This is a genomic window from Variovorax sp. P4_B11, assembly GCF_056402355.1.
Genome location: NZ_JBFUHO010000001.1, coordinates 396,455 through 417,807, shown reverse-complemented (window position 1 = coordinate 417,807; position 21,353 = coordinate 396,455). Strand labels below are relative to the sequence as shown.

Below are 21,353 nucleotides of genomic sequence, written 5' to 3'. Positions count from 1 at the left end.
GAACATGGTCGAGCGCTTCTTCCGCGACATCTCGGAGAACCGCATCCGGCGCGACAGCTTCACCAGCGTGCCTGAGCTGGAATTGGCGATCGATCTCTATGTCGAGCACCACAACGCCAACCCCAAACCCTTCATATGGACCGCCAGCGCGACCGACATCCTGGCCAAGGTCACGCGAGCCAAGGCCGCGCTGGCAAGGAGTACAAGATAAGTACATATCTGAGTGGCGCACTGCACTAGATCCGATCCATCGCGCGAATCTTCAGCGCCCGCCAAGCAGGCTCCCCTAGCGCCTCAGATCGACCGCTGGTCGACACGGGAAGAAAGCGCCACCGCACTCTCCTTGCGTTCGCTGTAGCGGTCGACCAGATAGCTGCTGACATCGCGCGTCAGCAGCGTGAACTTGAAGAGCTCTTCCATCACGTCCACGATTCGGTCGTAGTAGCTCGACGGCTTCATCCGGCCAGCCTCGTCGAATTCCAGGAAGGCCTTGGCAACCGACGACTGGTTGGGGATGGTCACCATGCGCATCCAGCGCCCAAGCACGCGCATCTGGTTCACCGCGTTGAAGGATTGCGAGCCGCCCGAGACCTGCATGACAGCCAGCGTCTTGCCCTGCGTGGGGCGCACTGCGCCCAAGGCCAATGGAATCCAGTCGATCTGGGTCTTCATGATGCCGGTCATCGCGCCGTGCCGCTCCGGGGACGTCCAGACCATGCCCTCGGCCCACCGGGCGAGCTCGCGCAGCTCCTGGACCTTGGGGTGACTGTCCGGCTCGCTGTCCGGCAAGGGCAAGCCGGCCGGGTCAAAAATCTTGACCTCACCGCCCATGGCCTCCAGAAGCCGGGCCGCCTCGAAGGTCACCAGGCGGCTGTAGGAGCGTTCGCGCAGGGAGCCATAGAGCATCAGGAAGCGCGGCTTGTGGCGCGAGGGTTCGTGCACATGCAGACGCTCGGGCGTCGGCGGGTCAAACAGTTCGGCATCGAGTGCCGGGAAGGAAGCAAGAGATCTGAGGGGGCCGACGTCGGACATATCTTTGTGTTTCAGGAAGCAGGCTGCCCGGCTTCGTACCAGCCCTGGGTACGATTCACGACCGCGACGACCGCGAGCATCACGGGCACCTCGATGAGAACGCCGACCACGGTGGCCAGCGCTGCGCCGGACTGGAAGCCGAAGAGGCTGATGGCCGTGGCAACGGCCAGTTCGAAGAAGTTGCTCGCGCCGATCAGCGCCGAGGGGCCGGCCACGCAGTGCTTCACCCCGAGCTCGCGGTTGAGCAGGTAGGCAAGACCTGAGTTGAAGACCACCTGGATGAGGATGGGCACGGCCAACAGCGCGATGACCAATGGCTGGTCCAGGATGGCCTCTCCCTGGAATGCGAACAGCAAGACCAGGGTCAGCAACAGGGCCGAGATGGACAGCGGGCCCAGCTTGGCGGCCACGGCCTGGAAGTGGCCCGCGCCGCGGCGCAGAAGCGCTTTGCGCCAAAGCTGCGAGATGATGACTGGCACCACGATGTAGAGGCCCACCGAAACGAGCAGCGTGTCCCATGGAACGGTGATGGAGGAAAGACCGAGCAGCAGTGCGACGATGGGCGCGAAGGCGACCACCATGATGGCGTCGTTCAGGGCGACCTGCGACAGCGTGAAGTACGGGTCCCCCTTGCAGAGCTGGCTCCACACGAACACCATCGCCGTGCAGGGTGCGGCGGCGAGCAGGATGAGCCCGGCCACGTAGCTGTCGAGCTGCTCGGCGGGAAGGTACGGCGCGAAGACGTGGCGGATGAAGATCCAGCCCAGCAGGGCCATCGAGAACGGCTTGACCGCCCAGTTGATGAACAGTGTGACCCCGATGCCGCGCCAGTGCGAAGCGACCTGGCCGAGGGCACCGAAGTCGATCTTCAGCAACATGGGAATGATCATCACCCAGATGAGCAAGCCCACCGGGACGTTGACCTTCGCCACTTCGAGGCTCGCTACTGCCTTGGAAAGACCCGGCAGCACCTGGCCGAGGGCGATGCCGACAACGATGCACAGGGCCACCCACACGGTCAGGTAGCGCTCGAAGAAGCTGATGGCGGGCTTGGCGGGCGCCGCACCAGTGAGCGTGGAGGTGGTCATCAGGCTAGTTCTTTGAAATGCTGGAGAGCGCGGCCTGCAGCTCTGCCTGGCTGAGGTCCGTGAGCGGGAGCGCCAGGAGTTGCAACATGCGGTACCCGATGGCTTGGCGCGTGAGTTCAAACGCGGTGGCCTTCTCGGTCTCGGGCGCGTTCGAAGGGTCCGGGTATCCCCAGTGGACCTTCACCGGACGGCCTGGCCAATAGGGGCACTGCTCGGCTGCCGCGCTGTCGCACACGGTGATGACGATGTGCATTTCCGGTGCAGATACCCCGGTGAACTCGTCCCAGCTTTTGCTTCGATAGCCCTGGACGTCTATCCCGGCGGCCTGGAGCGCCATGAGGGCCTGAGGATTGATGCGGCCGCTCGGGGCGCTGCCGGCGCTGAACGCCCGCACGTCCTTCCCGAGAACCTTGGCCCAGTGGTTGAGCATCCCCTCGGACAGCACGCTGCGCGCGGAGTTGTGGGTGCAGAGGATGAGTACGTTGATGGTCATGGCTCGGCGTGTCCTGATGTCCTTGACTTCCCGGTGGATGAGGGTGTCAGCACTTGCAGGCATCGCCGGCCGTCTCTACCGCGCAGGCGGCACCTTGGCAGCAGTTCTCGGTGAGATAGCCGAGCAGCGCGTTCATGTTGTCGTACGCGGCTCGATAGATGAGGTGGCGACTGGCGCGCTCTTGCGTCACCAGCCCTGAGTTCGCCAGCTCCTTCAGATGAAAAGAGAGCGTGGCGGGAGCGACACCCAATGCTTCCTGGATGACGCCAGGCGTGAGACCGCTTTGCCCGGCCACTACCAACGCCCGAAACACTTCGAGGCGCAATGGGTGAGCAAGGGCCGCCAATCCTTGAACGACTTCTTTCGATTCCATGATTCGAGAATAGTCGAACCATGTTTCTCGGTCAAGAGGTGTTTCCAGTCGGAACGAACAAGCCGGGGCGGCAGCACCGCCCGTAGGACTCGTCCGACATACAGCGCCGCGCAGTCGTGCAAAGTAGTCGCTTGTGTCTGTCGCCCAGGGGAGCAAGAGGCCATGTCGGTCGTTTGCAATGTCTGCGGAAGCGCCAATCGCCCGAAGGCGAAGTACTGCGTGGGCTGCGCGCATCCACTGCCCGGCTTCACGCCCTCGGGGCCCGCCGCGTTCGATGCCGTCATGGCGGTCCGCCCGGCCCCCGACGCGACGCCACGCGGTGCTGTCGGCGCGCGCGCCGGCGCCGCCGTTCCAGTGCTCCCGGTGGAAACGGCCGCGTTCTGGCTGAAGGCCGGCTGCGTCGGTCTCGCCATGATCCTGGGCTTCGCGGCGTGGTGCTTCCATGTCACGCACAAGCCCGGCGCGCCGCCGCTGAAAGAGCAGATCCTGGCCCTGGTGATGCCGGAGTCCCTGAAACCCAGGGCCCTCCCGGCAGCCACGGTGCCGTCGACCGCAGGCGCGTCGGCCGACGAGGCGCAGGAGGCCCGGCCCGCCGCGCTTCGGATCACTCCGACCGTGCAGAGCGCGGCCATGCCGGCCGAGCCGCAGGTGGCGCGCCCGATCCTGCCGCTGGGGGCGGCGCCCCGGCCGATCGCCCGTGCCAGGAAGGCGCTCGCCTCGTCACGCAGGAACCTGCGCGATGCGCTGCCACCGGCCGCCGCCGAGAGCCCCATCGCCCGCGCCACGCCGGATCCCGGCCCGCCGATCGCTCCCGGTCCCGGTCCCCTGTACGACCGAGGGCAGGCGTCGTCGTTGCGGCGATTCGCCGATGCCGGCCCCCCGGTCGTGCCGGGGCCCGGGCCGCTGTACAAGTTCTCGCGCGCGCCGGTGCGGGCGCCTTTCGGTCCGAGCGGCAACGATCCGGGTCCGCCACTGGCGGTGGGGCCGGGCCCGCAGTTCGACTATTCGGCACGCGCGGCCGCCACCCGGTAGCGCGGCCCGCGCTGCGCCGCACTCCGGCGCAGCGCGACACCCTCACGCCGGCGTGTCTGGCAGGTTCTTGAAGCTGCCGTGCCGCCCCTCGCCACCGACGAAACGCGCAGCCCCCGCCACGGCTTCCGCGAGCGCCACCGGCACGCCCTGGGCGCCTTCGGCGCGCAGCGCCTGGGCCAATGGCAGGTCCCACTGGCCGTAGGCGGATGCGCGATCGGTCAGCATGCATCGCTGCGGGAAGGCGGCGATCTCGCGCGCCAGGGCCTCGGCCGCCTGGCGGGCGCCGCCGGGCTCAACCAGGCGGTTGGCAAGGCCCATCGCCGATGCTTCTTCGGCGCCGACCGGGCGACCGGTGAGGATCATGTCGAGCGCGCGGCCCATGCCGACAATGCGCGGCAGCCGCACCGTGCCGCCGTCGATCAGCGGCACGCCCCAGCGGCGGCAGAAGACGCCGAACACGGCGTCGCGCTCCATCACCCGCAGGTCGGCCAGCAGGGCGAGTTCGAGCCCGCCCGCCACGGCATAGCCGCTGACCGCGGCGATCAGCGGCTTGGACAGCGCCATGCGGCTCGGGCCCATCGGCCCGCTGCCGCCGCCCTCGGGATCGAGTTCGTGGCGGCGCGCGGGATCGGCCAGCGCACGGAGGTCGGCACCGGCGCAGAAGTGGCCGCCGGCTCCCCACAGCACCGCCGCCTGCAACGCGTCGTCGGCCTCGAAGTCCTCGAAGGCGCGCCGCAGCGCCGCCGCCATCGGGCCGTCGACCGCGTTGCGCACGGACGGGCGATCCAGGACGATCGTGCAGACGGGTCCGTCGATCTCGGTCCTGACGAATGAACTCGACATGGCATGACTCCTTGCGGCCTGGCCGCCGCCGTCAATCCTCGAAGACTTCGGTATCCACCTCGGCGCTGCTCTGGACGCCGTAGCGCGCCCCGCTCACGGTGCGCTGGTTGACCAGCGCATCGACCCGCGCGAACAGCTCGGGCGCCAGTTGCACCTGCTCAGCCTGCAGGTTTTCCTGCAGGTGGTCGAGGCGGGTCGTCCCGGGAATCGGGATGATGTCGTCGCCGCGCGCCAGCAGCCAGGCCAGCGCCAGCTGCGCCGGCGTGCAGCCGGCCTCTTTCGCCAGCGCGGTGTAGGCCGGCAGCAGTTCGAGGTTGCGCGCATAGTTCTCGGGCGAGAAGCGCGGCATCGCGCGCCGGATGTCCTTGGCGTCGAGCGTCGACACGTCGTGCAGCACATCGCACAGGAAGCCGCGCGCCAGCGGGCTGAAGGCCACCAGCGCCGCGCCCAGCTCGCGGCAGGCCTGCAGCACGGCGATCTCCGTGTTGCGGCTCCAGAGCGAATACTCGTTCTGCACCGCGGCGATTCGGTGCACCGCGTGCGCGCGGCGCAGCGTGGCGGCCGAGACCTCCGACAGGCCCAGCGCCCGCACCTTGCCTTCTTCGACCAGCCGCGACAACTCGCCGACCGAGTCCTCGATCGGCACCGACTTGTCCCAGCGGTGCAGGTAATAGAGATCGATGACCTCGGTCTGCAGCCGGCGCAGGCTGTCCTCGCAGTTGCGGCGCAAGGTGGCGGGCTTGCCGTCGATCACCCGGCGCACCGTGCCGTCGTCGCCGCGCACGCCGGCCATGCCGCCCTTGCTGGCCAAGGTGAAGGCGCTGCGGTGCGGCTTCAGCACCCGGCCGACCAGCTCCTCGTTGGCGCCGAAGCCGTACAGCGCCGCCGTGTCGAACAAGGTCACGCCGGCATCGAGTGCCGCCAGCAGCAGGCGCTCGCCCTGCTCCGCCGACGGCGGCAGGCCGTAGGCGTGGCTCAGGTTCATGCAGCCCAGGCCGATGGCGCTGACCGAGAAGGGGCCGAGTTGACGCTTGTGCATGGCGTGGCTCAGCTCTGCAGCTGCTTCTCCAGCGCCTGCAGCACCTGGTAGCACGGCAGCACCTGGGCCACGCTCGAATTCGGCTCGCGGCCTTCGCGGATGGCGGCGAAGAATTCGCGGTCCTGCAGCTCGATGCCGTTCATCGACACGTCCACCTTCGAGACGTCGATCGCCTCTTCCTTGCCGTTGAAGAGATCGTCGTAGCGCGCGATGTAGGTGCCGGTGTCGCCGATGTAGCGGAAGAAGGTGCCGAGCGGCCCGTCGTTGTTGAAGGACAGCGACAGCGTGCAGATGGCGCCATTGGCCGCCTGAAGCTGGATCGACATGTCCATCGCGATGCCCAGCGTCGGGTGGATCGGGCCCTGCACCGCGTTGGCCTTCACGATCGGGCTGCCGGCCTGGTAGGCGAACAGGTCGACCGTGTGGGCCGCGTGGTGCCACAGCAGGTGGTCGGTCCAGCTGCGCGCCTGGCCCAGCGCGTTCATGTTGGTGCGGCGGAAGAAGTAGGTCTGCACATCCATCTGCTGGATGTTGAATTCGCCAGCCGCGATCTTCTTGTGGACCCACTGGTGGCTGGGGTTGAAGCGGCGCGTGTGGCCGCACATCGCGACCAGGCCGGTTTCCTTCTGCAGGTCGACCACCGCCTGCGCGTCCTTGAGCGAATCCGCCAGCGGGATCTCGACCTGCACGTGCTTGCCGGCCTTGAGCGCGGCGATGCTCTGCGAGGCATGCATCTGGGTCGGCGTGCAGAGGATGACGGCGTCGACTTCCTTCAGCGCCAGCGAATCGGCGAGCTCGGTCGTGACGTGGCCGATGCCGTACTTGGCCGCCACTTCGCGGGTCTTGTCGAGCTCGCGGCTGACCAGCGAGACGACTTCGACGCCGTCGATGTTCTTGATGCCGTCGAGGTGCTTGATGCCGAAGGCGCCGGCACCGGCGAGCGCCACTTTGATGGTCTTGGTCATTGGTTCTCCAGGATGAGGTGGCCCACGGCAGTGTTGGACGCGGGAACGTGGAAGAAGCGGTGGGCGACCTTCGGCGGCTTGCCGCCGGCGACGTCGGCCATCGCGCCGCGGGCGATCAGCCACATCACGAGCTCGATGCCTTCGGAGCCGGCCTCGCGCACGTAGTCGATGTGCGGCATCTTCGAGAGATCGTCCGGGTCGGCGATCAGGCGGTCGAGGAACTTGTTGTCCCACTCGGCGTTGATCAGGCCGGCGCGCGGGCCCTGCAGCTGGTGGCTCATGCCGCCGGTGCCCCAGATCTGCACGTTCAGGTCTTCATCGAAGGACTCGACCGCGCGGCGGATCGCCTGGCCGAGCATGAAGCAGCGCCGGCCGCTGGGCACCGGGTACTGCACCACGTTGACCGCGAAGGGGATCACCGGGCAGGGCCAGGCCTCGGGCTGGCCGCACATCAGCGACAGCGGCACGGTGAGGCCGTGGTCGACGTCCATCTTGTTGACGATGGTGAGGTCGAAATCCTGCTGGATCACGCTCTGCGCGATGTGGGAGGCCAGCGCCGAGTGGCCCTTCACGACCGGCACCGGACGCGGGCCCCAGCCTTCGTCGGCCGGCTGGTACGAATCGGCGGTGCCGATCGCGAAGGTCGGGATCATGTCCAGGCTGAAGGCCGTGGCGTGGTCGTTGAAGACCAGGAAGACCACGTCGGGCTTGTTGTCCTTCATCCATTGCTTGGAGAAGTCGTAGCCGGCGAACAGCGGCTGCCAGTAGGGCTCGTTCGACTTGCCGAGGTCGAGCGCCGCGCCGATGGCGGGCACGTGCGAGGTGTAGACGGATGCGGTGATGCGTGCCATGTCAGTGTCCCTTGCGGCCGGCCGCGCCCTGCGGCTGATGCTGTGCCTGCGCGTCGCCGTCTTCGCCGACGTAGCGGTTGCCTTCGGCCGAGCGGCCGCCCTTGATCATCATGTCGCGGTATTCCTCTTCGGTCATGCCGGTCATGCTGCCGGCCATCTGCTGGAAGCTCTTGCCGTCGGTGGCGCCGATCTTGGCCAGGAAGTAGATGTTGCCCCCGAGCGCGATGCAGCGGTTGAGGTCGCGCGCCAGCACGGCCTGCTTCTGGTCCTCGGTCATCGGCCACTCGTCGAGGTAGGCCCGCTCGTTGGCCTTGAAGCGCTCGCGGTTGGCGGCCTTCATGAGCGACATGCAGAACTGGTTCAGGTGGTAGCCGAGGCGCGACTGCTCGGCGTCGAAGATGGTCGTGCCGGGCACGTCCTTGTAGGGTTTTTCGAGGGACATTACTTGAGCTCCGGCCAGTACAGCCGCGTCGGGTTGTCGACCAGCAGCTTGCGCTGCAGTTCGGCCGTGGTCGCGATCTGCGGGATGAAATCGACCAGCAGGCCGTCGTCGGGCATGTGGTCCTTGAGGTTCGGGTGCGGCCAGTCGGTGCCCCACAGCACGCGGTCGGGGAAGCTCTCGACCACCTTGCGAGCGAAGGGCACGACGTCCTGGTAGGCCGCCTGCTCGCCGTTCAGCGCCTTCGGGCCGGTGAGCGACAGGCGTTCCGGGCAGCTCACCTTGCTCCACACATTGGTGTGCTCGCGCATGAACTTCAGGAACAGCTCGAACTCGGGGCCGTCGATGGGCTTGCTCACGTCGGGGCGGCCCATGTGGTCGACCACCACGGTGGTCGGCAAGGCGGTGAAGAAGTCCCACAGCTCGGGCAGGTCGACCGCCTCGAAGTAGATCACCACGTGCCAGCCCAGCGGCGCGATGCGGTTGGCGATCTCGAGCAGCTCGTCCTTGGGCGTGAAGTCGACCAGCCGCTTGACGAAGTTGAAGCGCACGCCGCGCACGCCGGCGTCGTGAAGTTCCTTGAGCTCGGCGTCGCTGATGCTGCGCTTGACCGTGGCGATGCCCTTGGCGCGGCCGTTGGAGGTCTTCAGCGCATCGACCATGGCGCGGTTGTCGGCACCGTGGCAGGTGGCCTGCACGACCACGTTCTTGTCGAAGCCGAGGTGGTCGCGCAGGGCGAACAGCTGGTCCTTCGAGGCGTCGCAGGGCGTGTACTTGCGCTCGGGCGCGAACGGGAACTGGTCGCCCGGGCCGAACACATGGCAGTGCGCGTCGACGCTGCCGGGCGGCACCTTGAAGCGCGGCTTCGACGGGCCTGCGTACCAGTCGAGCCAGCCGGGGGTCTTGGTGAAGGTGGTCATGGTCTCAGTCCAGGGTGATGTTGGCCTTGCGGATCACGTCGCCGAAGCGTTGCGTCTCGGCCTTGACGAACTGGTTGAACTGGTCGCGCGTCTGCGGGAAGGGTTCATAGCCGAAGCTCTTGAACTTCTCCAGCACGTCCGGGCTCGCGAGCGCGGTCTCGATGTCCTTCTTGATCTTGTCGGTCACGGCCGGCGGCAGGCCCGGTGGCACGGCGATCGCGTTCCAGCCGGTCACCTCGAAGCCCTTCGGGCCACCGGATTCGCCCACTGTGGGCACGTCCGGGAAAGCGGCATTGCGCTGCGGCGCGGTCACGGCCAGGAAGCGCAGCTTGCCGGCGCGCTGCAGCGGGCCCGCGGTGGCGGCGCTGCCGAGCGCGAAGGCCAGTTCGCCGGTCGACACCGAGGTGTAGAGCTGCGTGGTTTCCTTGTAGAGCACGTGCTCCATCTTGATGCCGGTGGCGGATGCGAACATCTCGGAGCCCAGGTGCACCGGGTTGCCGATCGACCAGGAACCGAAGTTGAGCTTGCCCGGATGGGCCTTGGCGTCCGCGATGATGTCGCCGACGGTCTTGTACTTGCTGTCGGTCGCGACCGTGAAGAAGAAGTAGGTCTTGAACAGCGGCAGCAGCGTGTCGAAGTCCTTCACCGGGTCGTAGGGCAGCTTCTTGAACAGGGCCGGGTAGGCTGCCAGGTGCACGTTGTCGAGCACGATCATGTCGGTGCCGTCCTTGGCGCCGCGCTTGAAGGCGTCGATGGCGATGAAGCCGTTGCCGCCCGGGCGGTTCTCGACCACCACCGGCTGGCCCCAGGCCCGCGAGAGCTTGTCGGCCACCAGGCGGGCGACGCCGTCCGGACCGCCGCCGACCGGGAACGGCGTGATGATGCGCACCGGCTTGGTCGGGAACTGCTGCGCGAAGGCACCCATCGGCAGCGCCGCGGCGGTCAGTGCGCCGGCCGTGAGAGCGAGGGCGCGGGTCGCGAGAAAACGTCGAGTGACTTGCATGATGGGATTCAGGTGAGGATGAAAGGAAATCAGTCGATGTAGCGCAGGCCGGCCTTCTCGAGCGGCTCGCGCATCTTGTACATGTCGAGGCCGAGCACGCCGGAGGCGAGCTTCTCGCGCTTGGCGCCCTCGTTGGCCTCGCGCGCGATCGCGGCTTCGAGGGCCTTGGCCGCCATCGCCTTCGGCACGCAGACCACGCCGTCGTCGTCGGCCACGATGACGTCGCCCGGCGTCACCAGCATGCCGGCGCAGACCACCGGGATGTTGACCGAGCCCAGCGTGGCCTTGATGGTGCCCTTGGACGAGATCGCGCGGCTCCAGACCGGGAAGTTCATCTCCTGCAGCGTCTTCACGTCGCGCACGCCGGCATCGATGATCAGCGCGCGGGCGCCGCGGGCCTGGAAGCTGGTCGCCAGCAGGTCGCCGAAATAGCCGTCGGTGCATTCGGCCGTGACGGCCGCCACCACCACGTCGCCGGGCTGGATCTGCTCCGCCGCCACGTGCATCATCCAGTTGTCGCCGGGCTGCAGCAGCACCGTGACCGCGGTGCCCGACACCTGCACGCCGGGGTAGATCGGGCGCATGTAGGGCTTGAGCAGACCCACGCGGCCCATGGCCTCGTGCACCGTGGCCGAGCCGAGCTTGGCCAGGGCGTCGGCCGTGGCGCGGTCGGCGCGCTCGATGTTGCGATAGACGACTCCGAGTTCGTACATGGTCTTGTCTCCTTGAGGTGTCAGAGGCCCTTGGCCTTGAGGGCGGCGTCGAGCCGGGGGAACACGCGGCGCGCATTGCCTTCGTAGATCTGGAAGCGGTCGGCGTCGCTCAGGATCTTGCTGGCCGCGATGTAGCGCTTGGTGTCGTCGTAGTAGTGGCCGGTGGTCGGGTCGATGCCGCGTACCGCGCCGATCATTTCCGAGGCAAACAGCACGTTCTTGACCGGGATCACCGTGTTCAGCAGGTCGATGCCCGGCTGGTGGTAGACGCAGGTGTCGAAGTAGATGTTGTTGAGCAGGTGCTCGTCGAGCAGCGGCTTCTTGAGCTCCTGCGCCAGGCCGCGGAACCGGCCCCAGTGGTAGGGCACCGCGCCGCCGCCATGCGGGATCAGGAAGCGCAGGGTCGGGAAGTCCTTGAACAGGTCCGAGGTCAGGCACTGCATGAAGGCCGTGGTGTCGGCGTTGAGGTAGTGCGAGCCGGTGGTGTGGAAGGCCGGGTTGCAGCTGGTGCTGACGTGGATCATCGCCGGGATGTCGTACTCGACCATCTTCTCGTAGATCGGGTACCACTGGCGGTCGCTCAGCGGCGGGCTGGTCCAGTGGCCGCCGCTCGGATCGGGGTTCAGGTTGATGCCGACGTTGCCGTACTCCTTGACGCAGCGCTCGAGCTCGGGGATGCAGGTCTTGGGGTCGACGCCCGGCGACTGCGGCAGCATCGCGGCCGGGATGAAGTGGTCGGGGAACAGCTGGCTCACGCGATAGCAGAGCTCGTTGCAGATCGCGGCCCAGGTCGACGAGGTCTCGAAGTCGCCGATGTGGTGCGCCATGAAGCTGGCGCGCGGGCTGAAGATGGTGAGGTCGGAGCCGCGCTCCTTCATCAGTTTGAGCTGGTTGTTCTCGATGGTCTCGCGGATGTCGTCGTCGCTGATCTTCAGCTCGCTGGCCTTGGGGGCCCTTGACGGGTCCTTGAGGCCGGCGATCTGCAGGTCGCGCCAGGCGCCGAGCGCGGCGGGGGCGGTCGTGTAGTGACCGTGGACGTCGATGATCATGTCGTGTGCTCCTGGGACTGAAAGGTCGATGACGGTGAAAGGATCAATGGGCCGCGGGCTGGGCGGCGGTGCGCAGGCTGCGGTCGCGCGGCGCTTGCGGATGGGTCCACTGCTTGACGACGAGCGCCGCGGTGGCGATCAGGCCCGGAATGGCCACGATCGTGAAGACGCGGTCGAAGCCCAGGCTGCGAGCCGCCAGCTCGGCCACCAGGAACGACCCCGCGATGCCGCCGAAGCGGCCGATGCCCAGCATCCAGGCCACCCCGGTGGCCCGGCCCTGGGTGGGATAGAAGGCCGCGGCCAGCGCCGGCATCGATGACTGCGCCGTGTTCATGAGGGTGCCGGCGACGAACACCATCGCCACCAGCAGGCCGTCGTTGCCCACGGCCTGGCCGATCAGGTACACCGACAGGGCCGTCAACGCATAGCCCACCGCGATGATCCGGTTGGCGTTGAAGCGATCCATCAGCCAGCCGAAGAACACGGCACCGACGCCGCCCAGCGGGAACAGCGCGGCCACCAGCACGGCCTTGTGGGGATCCATGCCCGCATCCTTGAGCAGGATCGGCATCCAGTTGATCAGCGCATAGAAGATCACCAGGCCCATGAAATAGGCCAGCCACAGCATGAAGGTGCCGATGCGGTGGCTGCGCCCCAGCACCACCGTCATCCCGCTGCCCGCCACCGGCCCGGCCTGCCGCTCGCTCAGCACGAAGGAGGTCGCCGTGGCCGCCGTGGCGGAGATGCGCACCAGCACCCGGCGGATGCGCTCGCTCGGCTGTCCCTTGGCCACCATGTAGCGCACCGATTCGGGCAGCGCCAGGAGCATCATCAGCGCCAGCACCACGGGCACGGTGCCGCCCAGCAGCAGCACGCTGCGCCAGCCCCAGTGCGGAATCATCCAGGCAGCCAGGAAGCCGCCGAAGGCCGCGCCCAGCGGAAAGCCGCAGAACATCGCGTTGGTCAGCATGGCGCGCTGCTTGTCCGGGCAGTATTCGCTGGTCAGCGTCACGGCATTCGGCATGGCCGCGCCCAGGCCGAGGCCGGTCACGAAGCGCAGGACGGTCAGGGCGTCGAGGCTGTGCGAGAAACCCGACGCCACGCTGCCGAGGCCGAACACCAGCACCGAGACTGTCAGCACGGCCCTGCGGCCGAACCTGTCGGCCAGCGGGCCAGCGCTCAAGGCGCCCGCTGCCAGCCCGAACAGTGCCGCGCTGAGCACCGGCGCCAGCGCCGGCTTGGCCACGCCCCACTCGCCGATCAGCGACGGCGCGATGTAGCCGATGGCGGCGGTGTCGAAGCCATCGAGCAGCACCACCAGGAAGCACAGGCCGAAGATCAGCCACTGGTAGCCGGAGAAGCCCTGCGCATTGAAGAAGGCCTGGACGTCCAGCGGCGCGTTGTTGTCTCTTGTCATGATCGCTTCGGTTCCGTAGGGGTCGTTCAGGCCGGGTCCATGCCCTGGGCGCGCTTGGCGGCGTCGGCCTCGGGCGAGGCCATGAAGGCCAGCATCTCGCGCACCGTCTCGGCCTGGGCCGTTCCGGTGCCGACGCCGGCGGAAAAAGTGGTGACGATCTGGATCGCCGACGGCAGCGGGCCCAGCAGGTCGATGCCCTGGACATGGATCAGTTCGGCCAACTGCTGGAAGCCGAGCTCGACCTCCCCGCGCGCCACCAGCGTGCCGACCGGCACGCCGGGCGGGGCCTGCACGATGCGCGGCTTGATCGCGTCGGCGATGCCCCAGCGCTCGAACAGGGCCGCCAGGGCGACGCCGCTCGGGCCGGTGGAATAGCTGAGGCTGCGCGCGGCCAGTACCGCATTGCGCAGCGCTTCCTCGGAGCCGATGTCGGGATGCGGCGCACCCGCCTTGACGGCCACCGCAACGCCGGAGCGCACCAGGTCGGTCTTGCTGCCGGCCTCGATGCGGCCGGCGGCGATCAGCTTGTCGATGGCATCGGAAGCCAGCACCACCACGTCGAAGGCCTCGCCGGCCTGCACCCGCTTGGCGGCATCGACGCCGCCGACCGATTCGATCGCGACCGAGCCCCCCGAGCGCTGCTCGAAGGCAGCCACCAGATCGGCCAGCACCTGGCGGGTGGCCATCGACGAAATCCCCTTGATCGCGGTCTTCAGCATGCTTTTCGCCTTGTCTCCAATGCCGGTGCGGCCGGCTCGATGGAGCGAATTTTGCGGCGGTATGACCCTGCCAGATTCGCCATAGGCCACTAGCAGCTAGAACAAAACGGCATATCATCAGCGGCTGAGCCTGGAGAAGCCCCGTGGACCTGAAACAGCTGGCGTATTTCGTTCGCGTCGCCGAGTTGGGCAGCTTCACCCGCGCCGCCGTGGCGCTGAAGGTGGCGCAGCCCGCGCTGAGCCGGCAGGTGCGCCTGCTGGAGGTCGAGCTGCGGCAGAACCTGCTGGTGCGCAACGGCCGCGGCGCCACGCCGACCGAGGCCGGCCAGGTGCTGCTGGCCCATGGGCGCGGCATCCTGCACCAGGTGGAGCGCGCCCGCGAAGAGCTCGACCGGGTGCGCGGCTCGCTGGCCGGCCGCGTGGCGGTCGGCCTGCCGCCCAGCATCGCGCGGGTGCTGACGGTGCCGCTGACCCGCGCCTTCCGCGAGCAGATGCCGCAGGCCCAGCTGTCGATCAGCGAGAACCTCTCGACCGCCATGCAGGACCAGCTGCTGCACGGCGGCCTGGACATCGCCGTGCTCTACGACACCCGGCCGATGCCCGGGCTCGATGTGCAGCGGCTGCTGGACCAGTCCCTGCTGCTGGTCGGCCGCCGCCCGCCGGGCCTGCAGGAAGACCCGCCGCCGGCGCCGCTGACGCTGGCCGAGGTGGCCCGGCTGCCGCTGGTGATTCCGAGCCGGCCGAACGCGATCCGGATGTACGTGGAATCGGAGATGGCCGGCATCGGCTGCACGCCGCGGGTGGCGCTCGAGATCGACGGCGTCTCGGCGATGCTCGACCTGGTCGCCGACGGCGCCGGCTTCGCGATCCTGTCGCGCAACGCGGTGATCCGCTCGATCAACCCCTCGGCCTACACCCTGCGCGAGATCGTGTCGCCGCCGCTGCGGATCCCGGTCTTCACCGCGGTCAGCGCGCTGCGGCGGGCCACGCTGACGCAGCAGGCGACGCTGGACCTGATCCGCAAGACCGCCGAGACGCTGCTGCGCGGATGAAGGCCTTCAGTCCGCCGCCGGGCCGCCCCAAGGCGGACGGCTCCCCCTCGGGGGGCAGCGAGGACACGCAGTGCCGAGCGTGGGGGCTCAGCCCTTGCGCGCGGCCAGCAGGCGGTCGGCGTAGTCCTGCCAGCTCGCCTCCTTGCCGAGCCCGTCGAACACGCCGGCCTTGGCCTGGTCGGCCACCCACTGCTGCTTGTCCGCAATCGCGGACGTCATGGTCGGCGCGAAGCCGGCCTCGCGCACCGTGTTGGCGGCTTCCCGCATTTCCTCGGCCCGGCGCTGGCCGTGCTGCACCACGCGGCTGAAGAAATAGGCGCCCTGCCGGCTCCAGTCGATGCTCGGAAAGGTCTCCTGCAGGGTCGGCAGCACATGGTCTTCGACCCCGTAGGCGCGCGCGGTGGCGTAGCTTTCGATCACCAGCGCCTCCAGGCCCTTGATCATCACGCTGCGGCTCATCTTGATCGCGCTGGCGACGCCCAGGCGCTCGCTCACGGCCTTCGTGTCCAGGCCCCAGGCGGACAGCGCCTCGGCCAGCGCGGCCGCGCATGCGCCGCCGAGCAGCATCGGCACGCGGATGCCGTAGGGCGGCACCGAGGTCATCACGCCGGCTTCGACGTAGTGCGCGCCGACGGCTTCGACCAGCGCCGCGCACTGCTGCTTGGTGCCGGGCGAGGCCGAGTTGAGGTCGAGAAAGACGGTGCCCGGGCGCAGCTGCGGCGCCGCCTCCTGCGCCACGCCCAGCGTGTTCGAGGCGGTGACGGCGGAGATCACCAGGGTGCCGGCCTGGCACAGCGCGCCCATGGACGGGTGCGCCGCCACCCCGGCCTGCGCCGCGTGCGCCTGCTCGCTCGCCTGGCGCGTCGGGTCGATGAACTTCAGGTCCCAGGCGCCGACCGTCCGGACGCCGGGCTTGTCCTTGAGGCCGAGCGCGAAGGTCTTGCCCACCTCGCCATAGCCGATCAGGCCGATGTGTTCGAGTTGCATGTCCGTCCCCATCTGCACGATCTACTGGCGCGGAATGCCGGCGGCGGCGATCACGCCGCTCCAGCGCCGGATCTCGCTGTCGAGCAGCGCCGCCAGCTCCTCGGGCGTGCCGGCGCGCGGCTGCACGTTGAGCGCCGCCAGCTGCTGCTGCACTTCGGCCGATGCCAGCGCGGCGCGAACCGCGCGGTTGAGCCGGTCGATCCGCTCGCGCGGCGTCTTGGAGGGTGCGGCCAGGGCGTTCCACGAGCGCACGTCGAAGCCCTTGAGTCCAGCCCCCTCGGCCACGGTGGGCACGGCCGGCAGGGCCGGGTTGCGGCCCTCGCCCATCACGGCGAGCGCACGCAGCGCCTTGCCCGAGATCTGCGGCATCACCGGCGACAGGATCTCGACGCCGGCGTCGATCTGGCCGCTGCGCAGCGCCGTCACCACCGCCGGCGTGCCGTTGAAGGGCACCACCTGGACGTCGATGCCGGCCCGGCTCTTGAACAGTTCCGCCGCCAGATTCTGGGTGCTGCCCACGTTCACAGTCCCGATGTTCAATGCCCCGGGCCGCGCCTTGGCCGCCGCCACGAGATCCGCCAGGCTGCGCAGCGGCGAGGCCTCGGGCACCACGATCGCGAGGTCGAAATAGCCGAGCAGCGAGATCGGCGCGAAGTCCTTACGGGTATCGAAAGGCAGGCGCTGGAACAGGCCCTCGCTGACCGCCGTGCCGTTGCTCATCAGCAGCAGCGTGAGGCCGTCCGGCGCCGCGCTGGCCACCGTCGTGCCGGCCACCACGCCGCCGGCACCGGGGCGGTTGTCGACCACCACCGGCTGGCCCAGCTGGCTGGCCATCGCCTTGCCGACGACGCGTGCCGTGAGGTCGGCGACGCCGCCGGCGCCGAAGGGCACGACGAGGCGGATCGGCTGGGTGTCGCGGCTGTCGGCCTGGGCGGCGAACGGGCAGGCGGCGGCAATGGCGAGCGCCGCGGAGGACAGGAGAAATGAACGGCGGGTTGTTCTCATGGCAGGCGCACTGGCTGAAAAAGGCCGCCAGTGTAGGCCCAAGGGCAGTGGCGTTCGAGGCGAGGGAGTTCAGGGGAGTGTGTTCCGCCGCGTTCCCGCCACCCACAGCACGCCCTTTTTTTCCGACCGACAAATCCTGGTCGAGGGGAACCCTCGCTCAGCGCCATCTATCTCGAAGGTGCACCAAAAACGAACGGGCCGCAGAGCGGCCCGTTCGTGTGGTCTCTTCGGCCGAAGCAGGCCAATGGCGTTGTCAGCTCGCGGATGCAGCCGTCTCCGGTGTGGCGGAGGTCAACACAGGCGCCGTAGCGTTCGTGGATGTGCGCGGGCTGCGGGTCTTGGCGGCAACTTGCGACTTGATCGCCCTGGCGGCGGCCCCCTTGGTGGCCTTCGCAGCAGCCTTTGGAGCCTTTGCAGCCTTGGGGACCGCAGCGGCCTTCTTTGCCGGCGCGGCCTTCTTCGAAGGAGCGCTCTTCTTTGGTGCAGCCTTTTTCGCGACCGGCTTTTCAGCCTTCGTTTCGGGCGTTGCGACAGAAGCGGGAGCAAGCTTCTTGGCGCGACGCGACGTCTTCACCGGTGCTGCAACTGTGCGGGCCTTGCGGGTGGCCTTTTTCGCCACTGCAGCGACAGGCGCCACGGCCTTTTCGACCGAAGGTGCTGCAGCGACGCCAGATTGATCGATGAGGAACTTGTCACGGTTGCGAACCGTGGCAATCCACCCGGGAGCTTTGCCGAAGCCCGTCCAGGTCTTGCCCGTCTTGGGGTGGCGGTACTTTGGAACGCCTGCGCCCTTGCGCACTGCTTTGCCACCGCCGAGGGCCTTGCCGGCGGCTACTTTCAATGCTTTGGCGCCACGGCCAAAGAGGTGTTCGACGGTCAGGCCAAACGTGGCAATCGACTCCTTGATTTGCGCAACCACCTTTGTCGTCTCAGCTTCACGGAGCGCAGCCGCTTCTTTTTCAAGTTTGGCGATGGCGGATTTGAGTTGCGCGTAGGACTTCGTCATTGAGTCTGGAACCTTTGAAGTTAAGGGAGTTCGTCGCTTGGCGTGATGAACGTTGGCGACAAAGGCGTCTGAATTTTGATGAATCGATTGAAAAACGTCTTCACTTCAAATGCACGCCGGCCCGGATTTTATCCACAGGCGGACCGGGAAGTCTTCTCACACCTGCATGACACCACTACAGCCGTCGCGAACGAAGTGTTCTTGGAGTGCGCCGCACGGTTCGCAGGATACCTTCAGCACACTCGGTACTTCAGCAGCCTGCTAAGAGGATCGAGGCCTGTCGACCCATTCATCGAGCCAGCTTCCAAAAGCGGCGACAATCCCAATATTCGCCTTGCGCGAATCGCAGACCAGGAAATAGGCCAGCCCTGTTTCAGCGATGTGCGCAAATGGCTGAACCAGACGCCCCAAGGCCAAGTCCTCCTGCACATACGCCTTCTGCGCCATGGCCACGCCGAGCCCATCGATCGCTGCCTGGTAACACAGGGCAGCGTTCGCCAGGGTCAATCCAGGCTGTGTCGGCGTCCCTGCAATTCCGGCGGAATCGAACCAGTGCTGCCACGCAGTCGGGATCATCATGGAGTGAAGCAACTGCACATCGAACAGGTCGGCCGGCGTGCAAAGCCGCCGCGCGATCGTCTTCGAACAAACTGGAATGTAGGCATCGTCGAAGATCCGGCCTACCAGGCGCGTGCGCGAACCCTCTGGCAGGAAGTGCTCGCGAACTGAGCCGCCTGCGCCGCAGGCGCGCGGCTCATTCGTACCGATGTCCCTGTGCCATCAGCTGCGGCGTCCTGTTCACTGCGTTGAGTCCATTCAAGATTCCGGGGCCAGCTCTGATGTCAGGGTAGCTTGGCACGCAGGCGGTCCAGCAGCGTGGGGGGGGGAGGCGAACACGCGCCAAGTCCCGACCAGGCAGGGCGTCATCGAGGAGCGCATCACAGGAGCGACACCCGAACAGGCGGATTGAGCCTCACGGGGAGACGATCCGTGTAGATCATGAAGTCGCAGACTTGTATCCGAGTCTGGCGGCGCGGAGCAAGTCACGGCAGCTTGGCTCGTACTTTGTCGAGCCAAGTAGGCGGGAGCCTGATCAACGCGCTCCCGTCGCCACTGCCGACCGTTACGGCCCCCAGCTCCCAATAGATCCGATCGAACTCAGGGTTGTGGAATTCCTCTTCGGCGAGCACAGAATCGTCGCTTGTGGACCGAAGACGCACCACACCCTCTGTATCGCCATCCCTCACACGACCCGCAGTGAGACAGACCTCTACTTTGTACGGACCGTAAGGGGATGGCCCCTTGGTGAAGCACTCGTAAGGGGTCGCTCGGGCATATGCGGCCTGCAGCCAATAGATCGAAACGGTCAGCAGCACCAACAGCACGAACCAGCGGCCTCTGGCGATAGCGCGTTCTTTGCGGCCAAACCTTTGGCTGGCGATCACGAAAGGCGTCCTCAGCAGGTGCCAACATAGCACCGGCAGTAAGAGAATCCAAAAGCCGGCACGAATATAGCAAGTCTCGCCGAACAGGAAGAATGTGAATAGCGTCAATTCATGCTCACGTAGAAATTGCGGGGCGGAGATGAAAGCACTAAAGCGGCACCCTAAGAGGTGGGTTGAGCCGCACGGGGTAGCGGTCCGAGTAGATCTTGAAGTCCCCGCCCTGATTGTGGCGGGCGCGGCTCGATGTGTCGGCGGCTTACGCGTGGTGCGGCCCTCTCATATCAGGGTAGCTTGGCACGCAAGCGATCCAGCAGAGTGGGTGGAAGGGAGATCGCGTCCCCGGTATAGGTGTCGTAACCCAGGGCATAGGGACGCCTCTGCGAGTCGAGGCGCCAAAAAAACCTAGCCGAATCTGGATAGGGATACATCCTCTCGGCAAGCAGATCCTGGCTGCTTGCGTCATAGAGTTGCAGAAGTACCATGTCGTTGGAAAAATGGCAGAAGCGCCCCGCATAAGGCGCGCTGTAAGGATTCATCAATTGGTTCCACTTGCAACTCGGCACCTGAGTCCTTCGCGTGTGGACATCGTTTGCATAGATGCACAACTGAATGATCGCGGCGAAAACGATCGCCCATTCGGCCCAATGGGTGAACATGCGCCCGAGTCTGGCCGCGCGGGGCGAGATAGATAGGCGCATCACAGCGGCACTCTGAGAGGCGGGTTGAGCCGCACGGGGTGACGATCCGTATAGATCATGAAGTCTCCGCCCTGTTTGTGATGGGCGCGCCAGTCACGGTAGTCCTTGTTCGTCACGGGGTAGAGCACGCTGCCCTTGCCGTACACGTCGCCATGAACCACGGGGTATTGAAACCACCCCTTGCCACCCGCCAAGTGATGGGCCGGCACGACGGCGACATGGCTGGCGCTCCAATGCCCGAGATATTGGTCGTCCGAGAACTCATACGGATCGCGCACGTACACCCACAAGTGAGGCACGATGGCCTCATTCCGTTGACGGTCGAAGCGGGCGTAGTCCACCGCCGCGTAAAAGTTGAAGGAACCCAGCGCGCCGGTCAGATCATCGGGCACACCGCCTGCCGTGAAATTCCGGTCAAGAAAGCTGCTGATCCGTTGGCCAAAGGTGGAGTTCGCTGGTTGACGTTGAAACTGGAATTTCCTGTGGAACTCCAAAAAGTCCGAATTCGCCTCATTCCAGGCTATGACGCCCTGAAGCTTGCGATACGGCAACAGAATGTCTCTCAAATTGGAGATGGCGTCTGGATGCCTGACTCCTTCTTTGATCAGTTCACCAAACGCCTCTTTGGACCGAGGGAACCGCAGCACCCAATCCATCTTGATGGTCGTGTCGTCCACCATGGCTCGCGCGTAGCGAGCGCCGTTCTGGTCGATCTCGGCAAACAAGTCGTCCTTCGAGCGCGAATAGTTTTCGTACCCCGCAAACCACCGCCTCTGCAGCTTGGCCGACATCGGCATCGACAACTTGTCCATGGCCTTGGGCACATCCTGGATATCGAAGGGCGGAACGCGGCTGGCTGGTGAAACCGGCGGTGCCGGCGGCTGCGGCGGTGGTGGGTTCTCCAGCCAATCGAAGAAGGCCCTCTTTGTTTCCGCCACCTTCGAGAAGGTACCCAATATCTCCGTCCGCAGGTCGGGTCTGACCTGCTTGTTCGGCGCTCGCGCAGGCAACCGGGGCGATGGATGCGCCAGCGGCGGAGGCGCCTTGTTCAGTGAAACACGCAGGTCATCGACTTCGCACACATAGCCTCGGCACTCAAGCCAGTCGCGAAAGAGATTATTTTTCGATTTCAGGAACTCAATGGGTTCCTGGCCGTTGGATCTAGCCATCTTCTTTCTCCCTTG

Annotated in this window: 25 protein-coding genes and 1 pseudogene; 4 read left to right on the top strand and 22 right to left on the bottom strand. The window is 66.7% G+C overall.

What is annotated here, in order from left to right; genetic code table 11:
• Positions 1-211 (top strand): annotated as a pseudogene (locus tag AC1DYD_RS02160) (IS630 family transposase); the annotation flags it as partial.
• An 83-nt stretch (positions 212-294) separates the two neighbouring features.
• Here AC1DYD_RS02160 and arsH read toward each other — a convergent pair.
• The 4 genes from arsH to AC1DYD_RS02140 are packed head-to-tail and all read right to left on the bottom strand — an operon-like array spanning position 295 to position 2,986.
• Positions 295-1,032: an arsenical resistance protein ArsH gene (gene arsH, locus AC1DYD_RS02155; RefSeq protein WP_478171090.1), complete on the bottom strand. Its 738-nt coding sequence runs from the start codon at positions 1,030-1,032 to the stop codon at positions 295-297.
• An 11-nt stretch (positions 1,033-1,043) separates the two neighbouring features.
• Positions 1,044-2,120, bottom strand: coding sequence for an ACR3 family arsenite efflux transporter (gene arsB, locus AC1DYD_RS02150; protein WP_478171089.1), 1,077 nt, complete (start codon positions 2,118-2,120; stop codon positions 1,044-1,046).
• A gap of 4 nt (positions 2,121-2,124) precedes the next feature.
• Positions 2,125-2,613, bottom strand: a complete 489-nt coding sequence (locus AC1DYD_RS02145; protein ID WP_478171088.1) for an arsenate reductase ArsC — start codon at positions 2,611-2,613, stop codon at positions 2,125-2,127.
• Between the two features lie 46 nt (positions 2,614-2,659).
• Positions 2,660-2,986, bottom strand: coding sequence for an ArsR/SmtB family transcription factor (locus tag AC1DYD_RS02140; protein WP_478171087.1), 327 nt, complete (start codon positions 2,984-2,986; stop codon positions 2,660-2,662).
• 162 nt (positions 2,987-3,148) lie between these two features.
• On the opposite strand from AC1DYD_RS02140, the gene AC1DYD_RS02135 reads away from it, so the two are divergent.
• Entirely contained in the window at positions 3,149-4,018 is an 870-nt protein-coding gene (locus AC1DYD_RS02135; RefSeq protein WP_478171086.1) for a hypothetical protein, read from the top strand.
• Positions 4,019-4,060: 42 nt separating this feature from the next.
• On the opposite strand, the gene AC1DYD_RS02130 is transcribed toward AC1DYD_RS02135, so the two are convergent.
• The 11 genes from AC1DYD_RS02130 to AC1DYD_RS02080 are packed head-to-tail and all read right to left on the bottom strand — an operon-like array spanning position 4,061 to position 13,976.
• Positions 4,061-4,861, bottom strand: a complete 801-nt coding sequence (locus AC1DYD_RS02130; RefSeq protein ID WP_478171085.1) for a crotonase/enoyl-CoA hydratase family protein — start codon at positions 4,859-4,861, stop codon at positions 4,061-4,063.
• A 31-nt stretch (positions 4,862-4,892) separates the two neighbouring features.
• Positions 4,893-5,900 carry an aldo/keto reductase gene (locus tag AC1DYD_RS02125; protein WP_478171084.1) on the bottom strand — a complete coding sequence of 336 codons (1,008 nt, stop codon included), beginning with the start codon at positions 5,898-5,900 and terminating at the stop codon, positions 4,893-4,895.
• Between the two features lie 8 nt (positions 5,901-5,908).
• Positions 5,909-6,865 carry a Gfo/Idh/MocA family oxidoreductase gene (locus tag AC1DYD_RS02120; RefSeq protein WP_478171083.1) on the bottom strand — a complete coding sequence of 319 codons (957 nt, stop codon included), beginning with the start codon at positions 6,863-6,865 and terminating at the stop codon, positions 5,909-5,911.
• The gene (locus AC1DYD_RS02115) at positions 6,862-7,716 is read right to left on the bottom strand and encodes a class III extradiol dioxygenase subunit beta (RefSeq protein WP_478171082.1); all 855 of its coding nucleotides are present in this window, start codon (positions 7,714-7,716) and stop codon (positions 6,862-6,864) included. The genes AC1DYD_RS02120 and AC1DYD_RS02115 overlap by 4 nt, the downstream gene beginning before the upstream one ends.
• Before the next feature lies 1 nt (position 7,717).
• Positions 7,718-8,158: a protocatechuate 4,5-dioxygenase subunit alpha gene (gene ligA, locus AC1DYD_RS02110; RefSeq protein ID WP_478171081.1), complete on the bottom strand. Its 441-nt coding sequence runs from the start codon at positions 8,156-8,158 to the stop codon at positions 7,718-7,720.
• Positions 8,158-9,075, bottom strand: a complete 918-nt coding sequence (locus AC1DYD_RS02105) for an amidohydrolase family protein (RefSeq protein WP_478171080.1) — start codon at positions 9,073-9,075, stop codon at positions 8,158-8,160. Before AC1DYD_RS02105 ends, ligA begins: the two co-directional genes overlap by 1 nt.
• A gap of 4 nt (positions 9,076-9,079) precedes the next feature.
• Positions 9,080-10,078, bottom strand: coding sequence for a Bug family tripartite tricarboxylate transporter substrate binding protein (locus AC1DYD_RS02100; protein ID WP_478171079.1), 999 nt, complete (start codon positions 10,076-10,078; stop codon positions 9,080-9,082).
• A gap of 29 nt (positions 10,079-10,107) precedes the next feature.
• Entirely contained in the window at positions 10,108-10,791 is a 684-nt protein-coding gene (ligK, locus tag AC1DYD_RS02095; protein WP_478171078.1) for a 4-carboxy-4-hydroxy-2-oxoadipate aldolase/oxaloacetate decarboxylase, read from the bottom strand.
• A 20-nt stretch (positions 10,792-10,811) separates the two neighbouring features.
• Positions 10,812-11,840, bottom strand: a complete 1,029-nt coding sequence (locus tag AC1DYD_RS02090; RefSeq protein ID WP_478171077.1) for an amidohydrolase family protein — start codon at positions 11,838-11,840, stop codon at positions 10,812-10,814.
• 43 nt (positions 11,841-11,883) lie between these two features.
• Positions 11,884-13,257, bottom strand: a complete 1,374-nt coding sequence (locus AC1DYD_RS02085; RefSeq protein ID WP_478171076.1) for an MFS transporter — start codon at positions 13,255-13,257, stop codon at positions 11,884-11,886.
• 26 nt (positions 13,258-13,283) lie between these two features.
• Positions 13,284-13,976, bottom strand: a complete 693-nt coding sequence (locus AC1DYD_RS02080) for a substrate-binding domain-containing protein (RefSeq protein WP_478171075.1) — start codon at positions 13,974-13,976, stop codon at positions 13,284-13,286.
• Positions 13,977-14,119: 143 nt separating this feature from the next.
• Here AC1DYD_RS02080 and AC1DYD_RS02075 point away from each other — a divergent pair, with 143 nt between their 5' ends.
• Entirely contained in the window at positions 14,120-15,028 is a 909-nt protein-coding gene (locus AC1DYD_RS02075) for a LysR substrate-binding domain-containing protein (RefSeq protein ID WP_478171074.1), read from the top strand.
• Positions 15,029-15,115: 87 nt separating this feature from the next.
• Here the strand turns inward: AC1DYD_RS02075 and AC1DYD_RS02070 are convergent, their stop codons facing one another.
• The 4 genes from AC1DYD_RS02070 to AC1DYD_RS02055 all read right to left on the bottom strand — a co-directional run bounded on the left by AC1DYD_RS02070 (position 15,116) and on the right by AC1DYD_RS02055 (position 18,662).
• Complete coding sequence (locus tag AC1DYD_RS02070) at positions 15,116-16,015, bottom strand: DUF1932 domain-containing protein (RefSeq protein WP_478171073.1); 900 nt, start codon at positions 16,013-16,015, stop codon at positions 15,116-15,118.
• A gap of 21 nt (positions 16,016-16,036) precedes the next feature.
• Entirely contained in the window at positions 16,037-17,020 is a 984-nt protein-coding gene (locus AC1DYD_RS02065; RefSeq protein ID WP_478171072.1) for a Bug family tripartite tricarboxylate transporter substrate binding protein, read from the bottom strand.
• Positions 17,021-17,273: 253 nt separating this feature from the next.
• Positions 17,274-18,026 carry an H-NS histone family protein gene (locus AC1DYD_RS02060; protein WP_478171071.1) on the bottom strand — a complete coding sequence of 251 codons (753 nt, stop codon included), beginning with the start codon at positions 18,024-18,026 and terminating at the stop codon, positions 17,274-17,276.
• Between the two features lie 261 nt (positions 18,027-18,287).
• Positions 18,288-18,662 (bottom strand): LysR substrate-binding domain-containing protein, encoded by a 375-nt coding sequence (locus tag AC1DYD_RS02055; RefSeq protein ID WP_478171101.1) that lies wholly within the window; start codon positions 18,660-18,662, stop codon positions 18,288-18,290.
• Here AC1DYD_RS02055 and AC1DYD_RS02050 point away from each other — a divergent pair.
• Complete coding sequence (locus tag AC1DYD_RS02050) at positions 18,609-18,755, top strand: hypothetical protein (protein WP_478171070.1); 147 nt, start codon at positions 18,609-18,611, stop codon at positions 18,753-18,755. The two genes, AC1DYD_RS02055 and AC1DYD_RS02050, sit on opposite strands and share 54 nt — an antisense overlap.
• A gap of 314 nt (positions 18,756-19,069) precedes the next feature.
• Here AC1DYD_RS02050 and AC1DYD_RS02045 read toward each other — a convergent pair whose 3' ends face one another.
• From AC1DYD_RS02045 to AC1DYD_RS02035, 3 genes are all read right to left on the bottom strand, one after another.
• Entirely contained in the window at positions 19,070-19,579 is a 510-nt protein-coding gene (locus AC1DYD_RS02045; RefSeq protein ID WP_478171069.1) for a hypothetical protein, read from the bottom strand.
• Between the two features lie 173 nt (positions 19,580-19,752).
• Complete coding sequence (locus AC1DYD_RS02040; protein ID WP_478171068.1) at positions 19,753-20,127, bottom strand: hypothetical protein; 375 nt, start codon at positions 20,125-20,127, stop codon at positions 19,753-19,755.
• A gap of 41 nt (positions 20,128-20,168) precedes the next feature.
• Positions 20,169-21,338: a DUF6402 family protein gene (locus AC1DYD_RS02035; RefSeq protein ID WP_478171067.1), complete on the bottom strand. Its 1,170-nt coding sequence runs from the start codon at positions 21,336-21,338 to the stop codon at positions 20,169-20,171.
• Positions 21,339-21,353 lie beyond the last annotated feature (15 nt).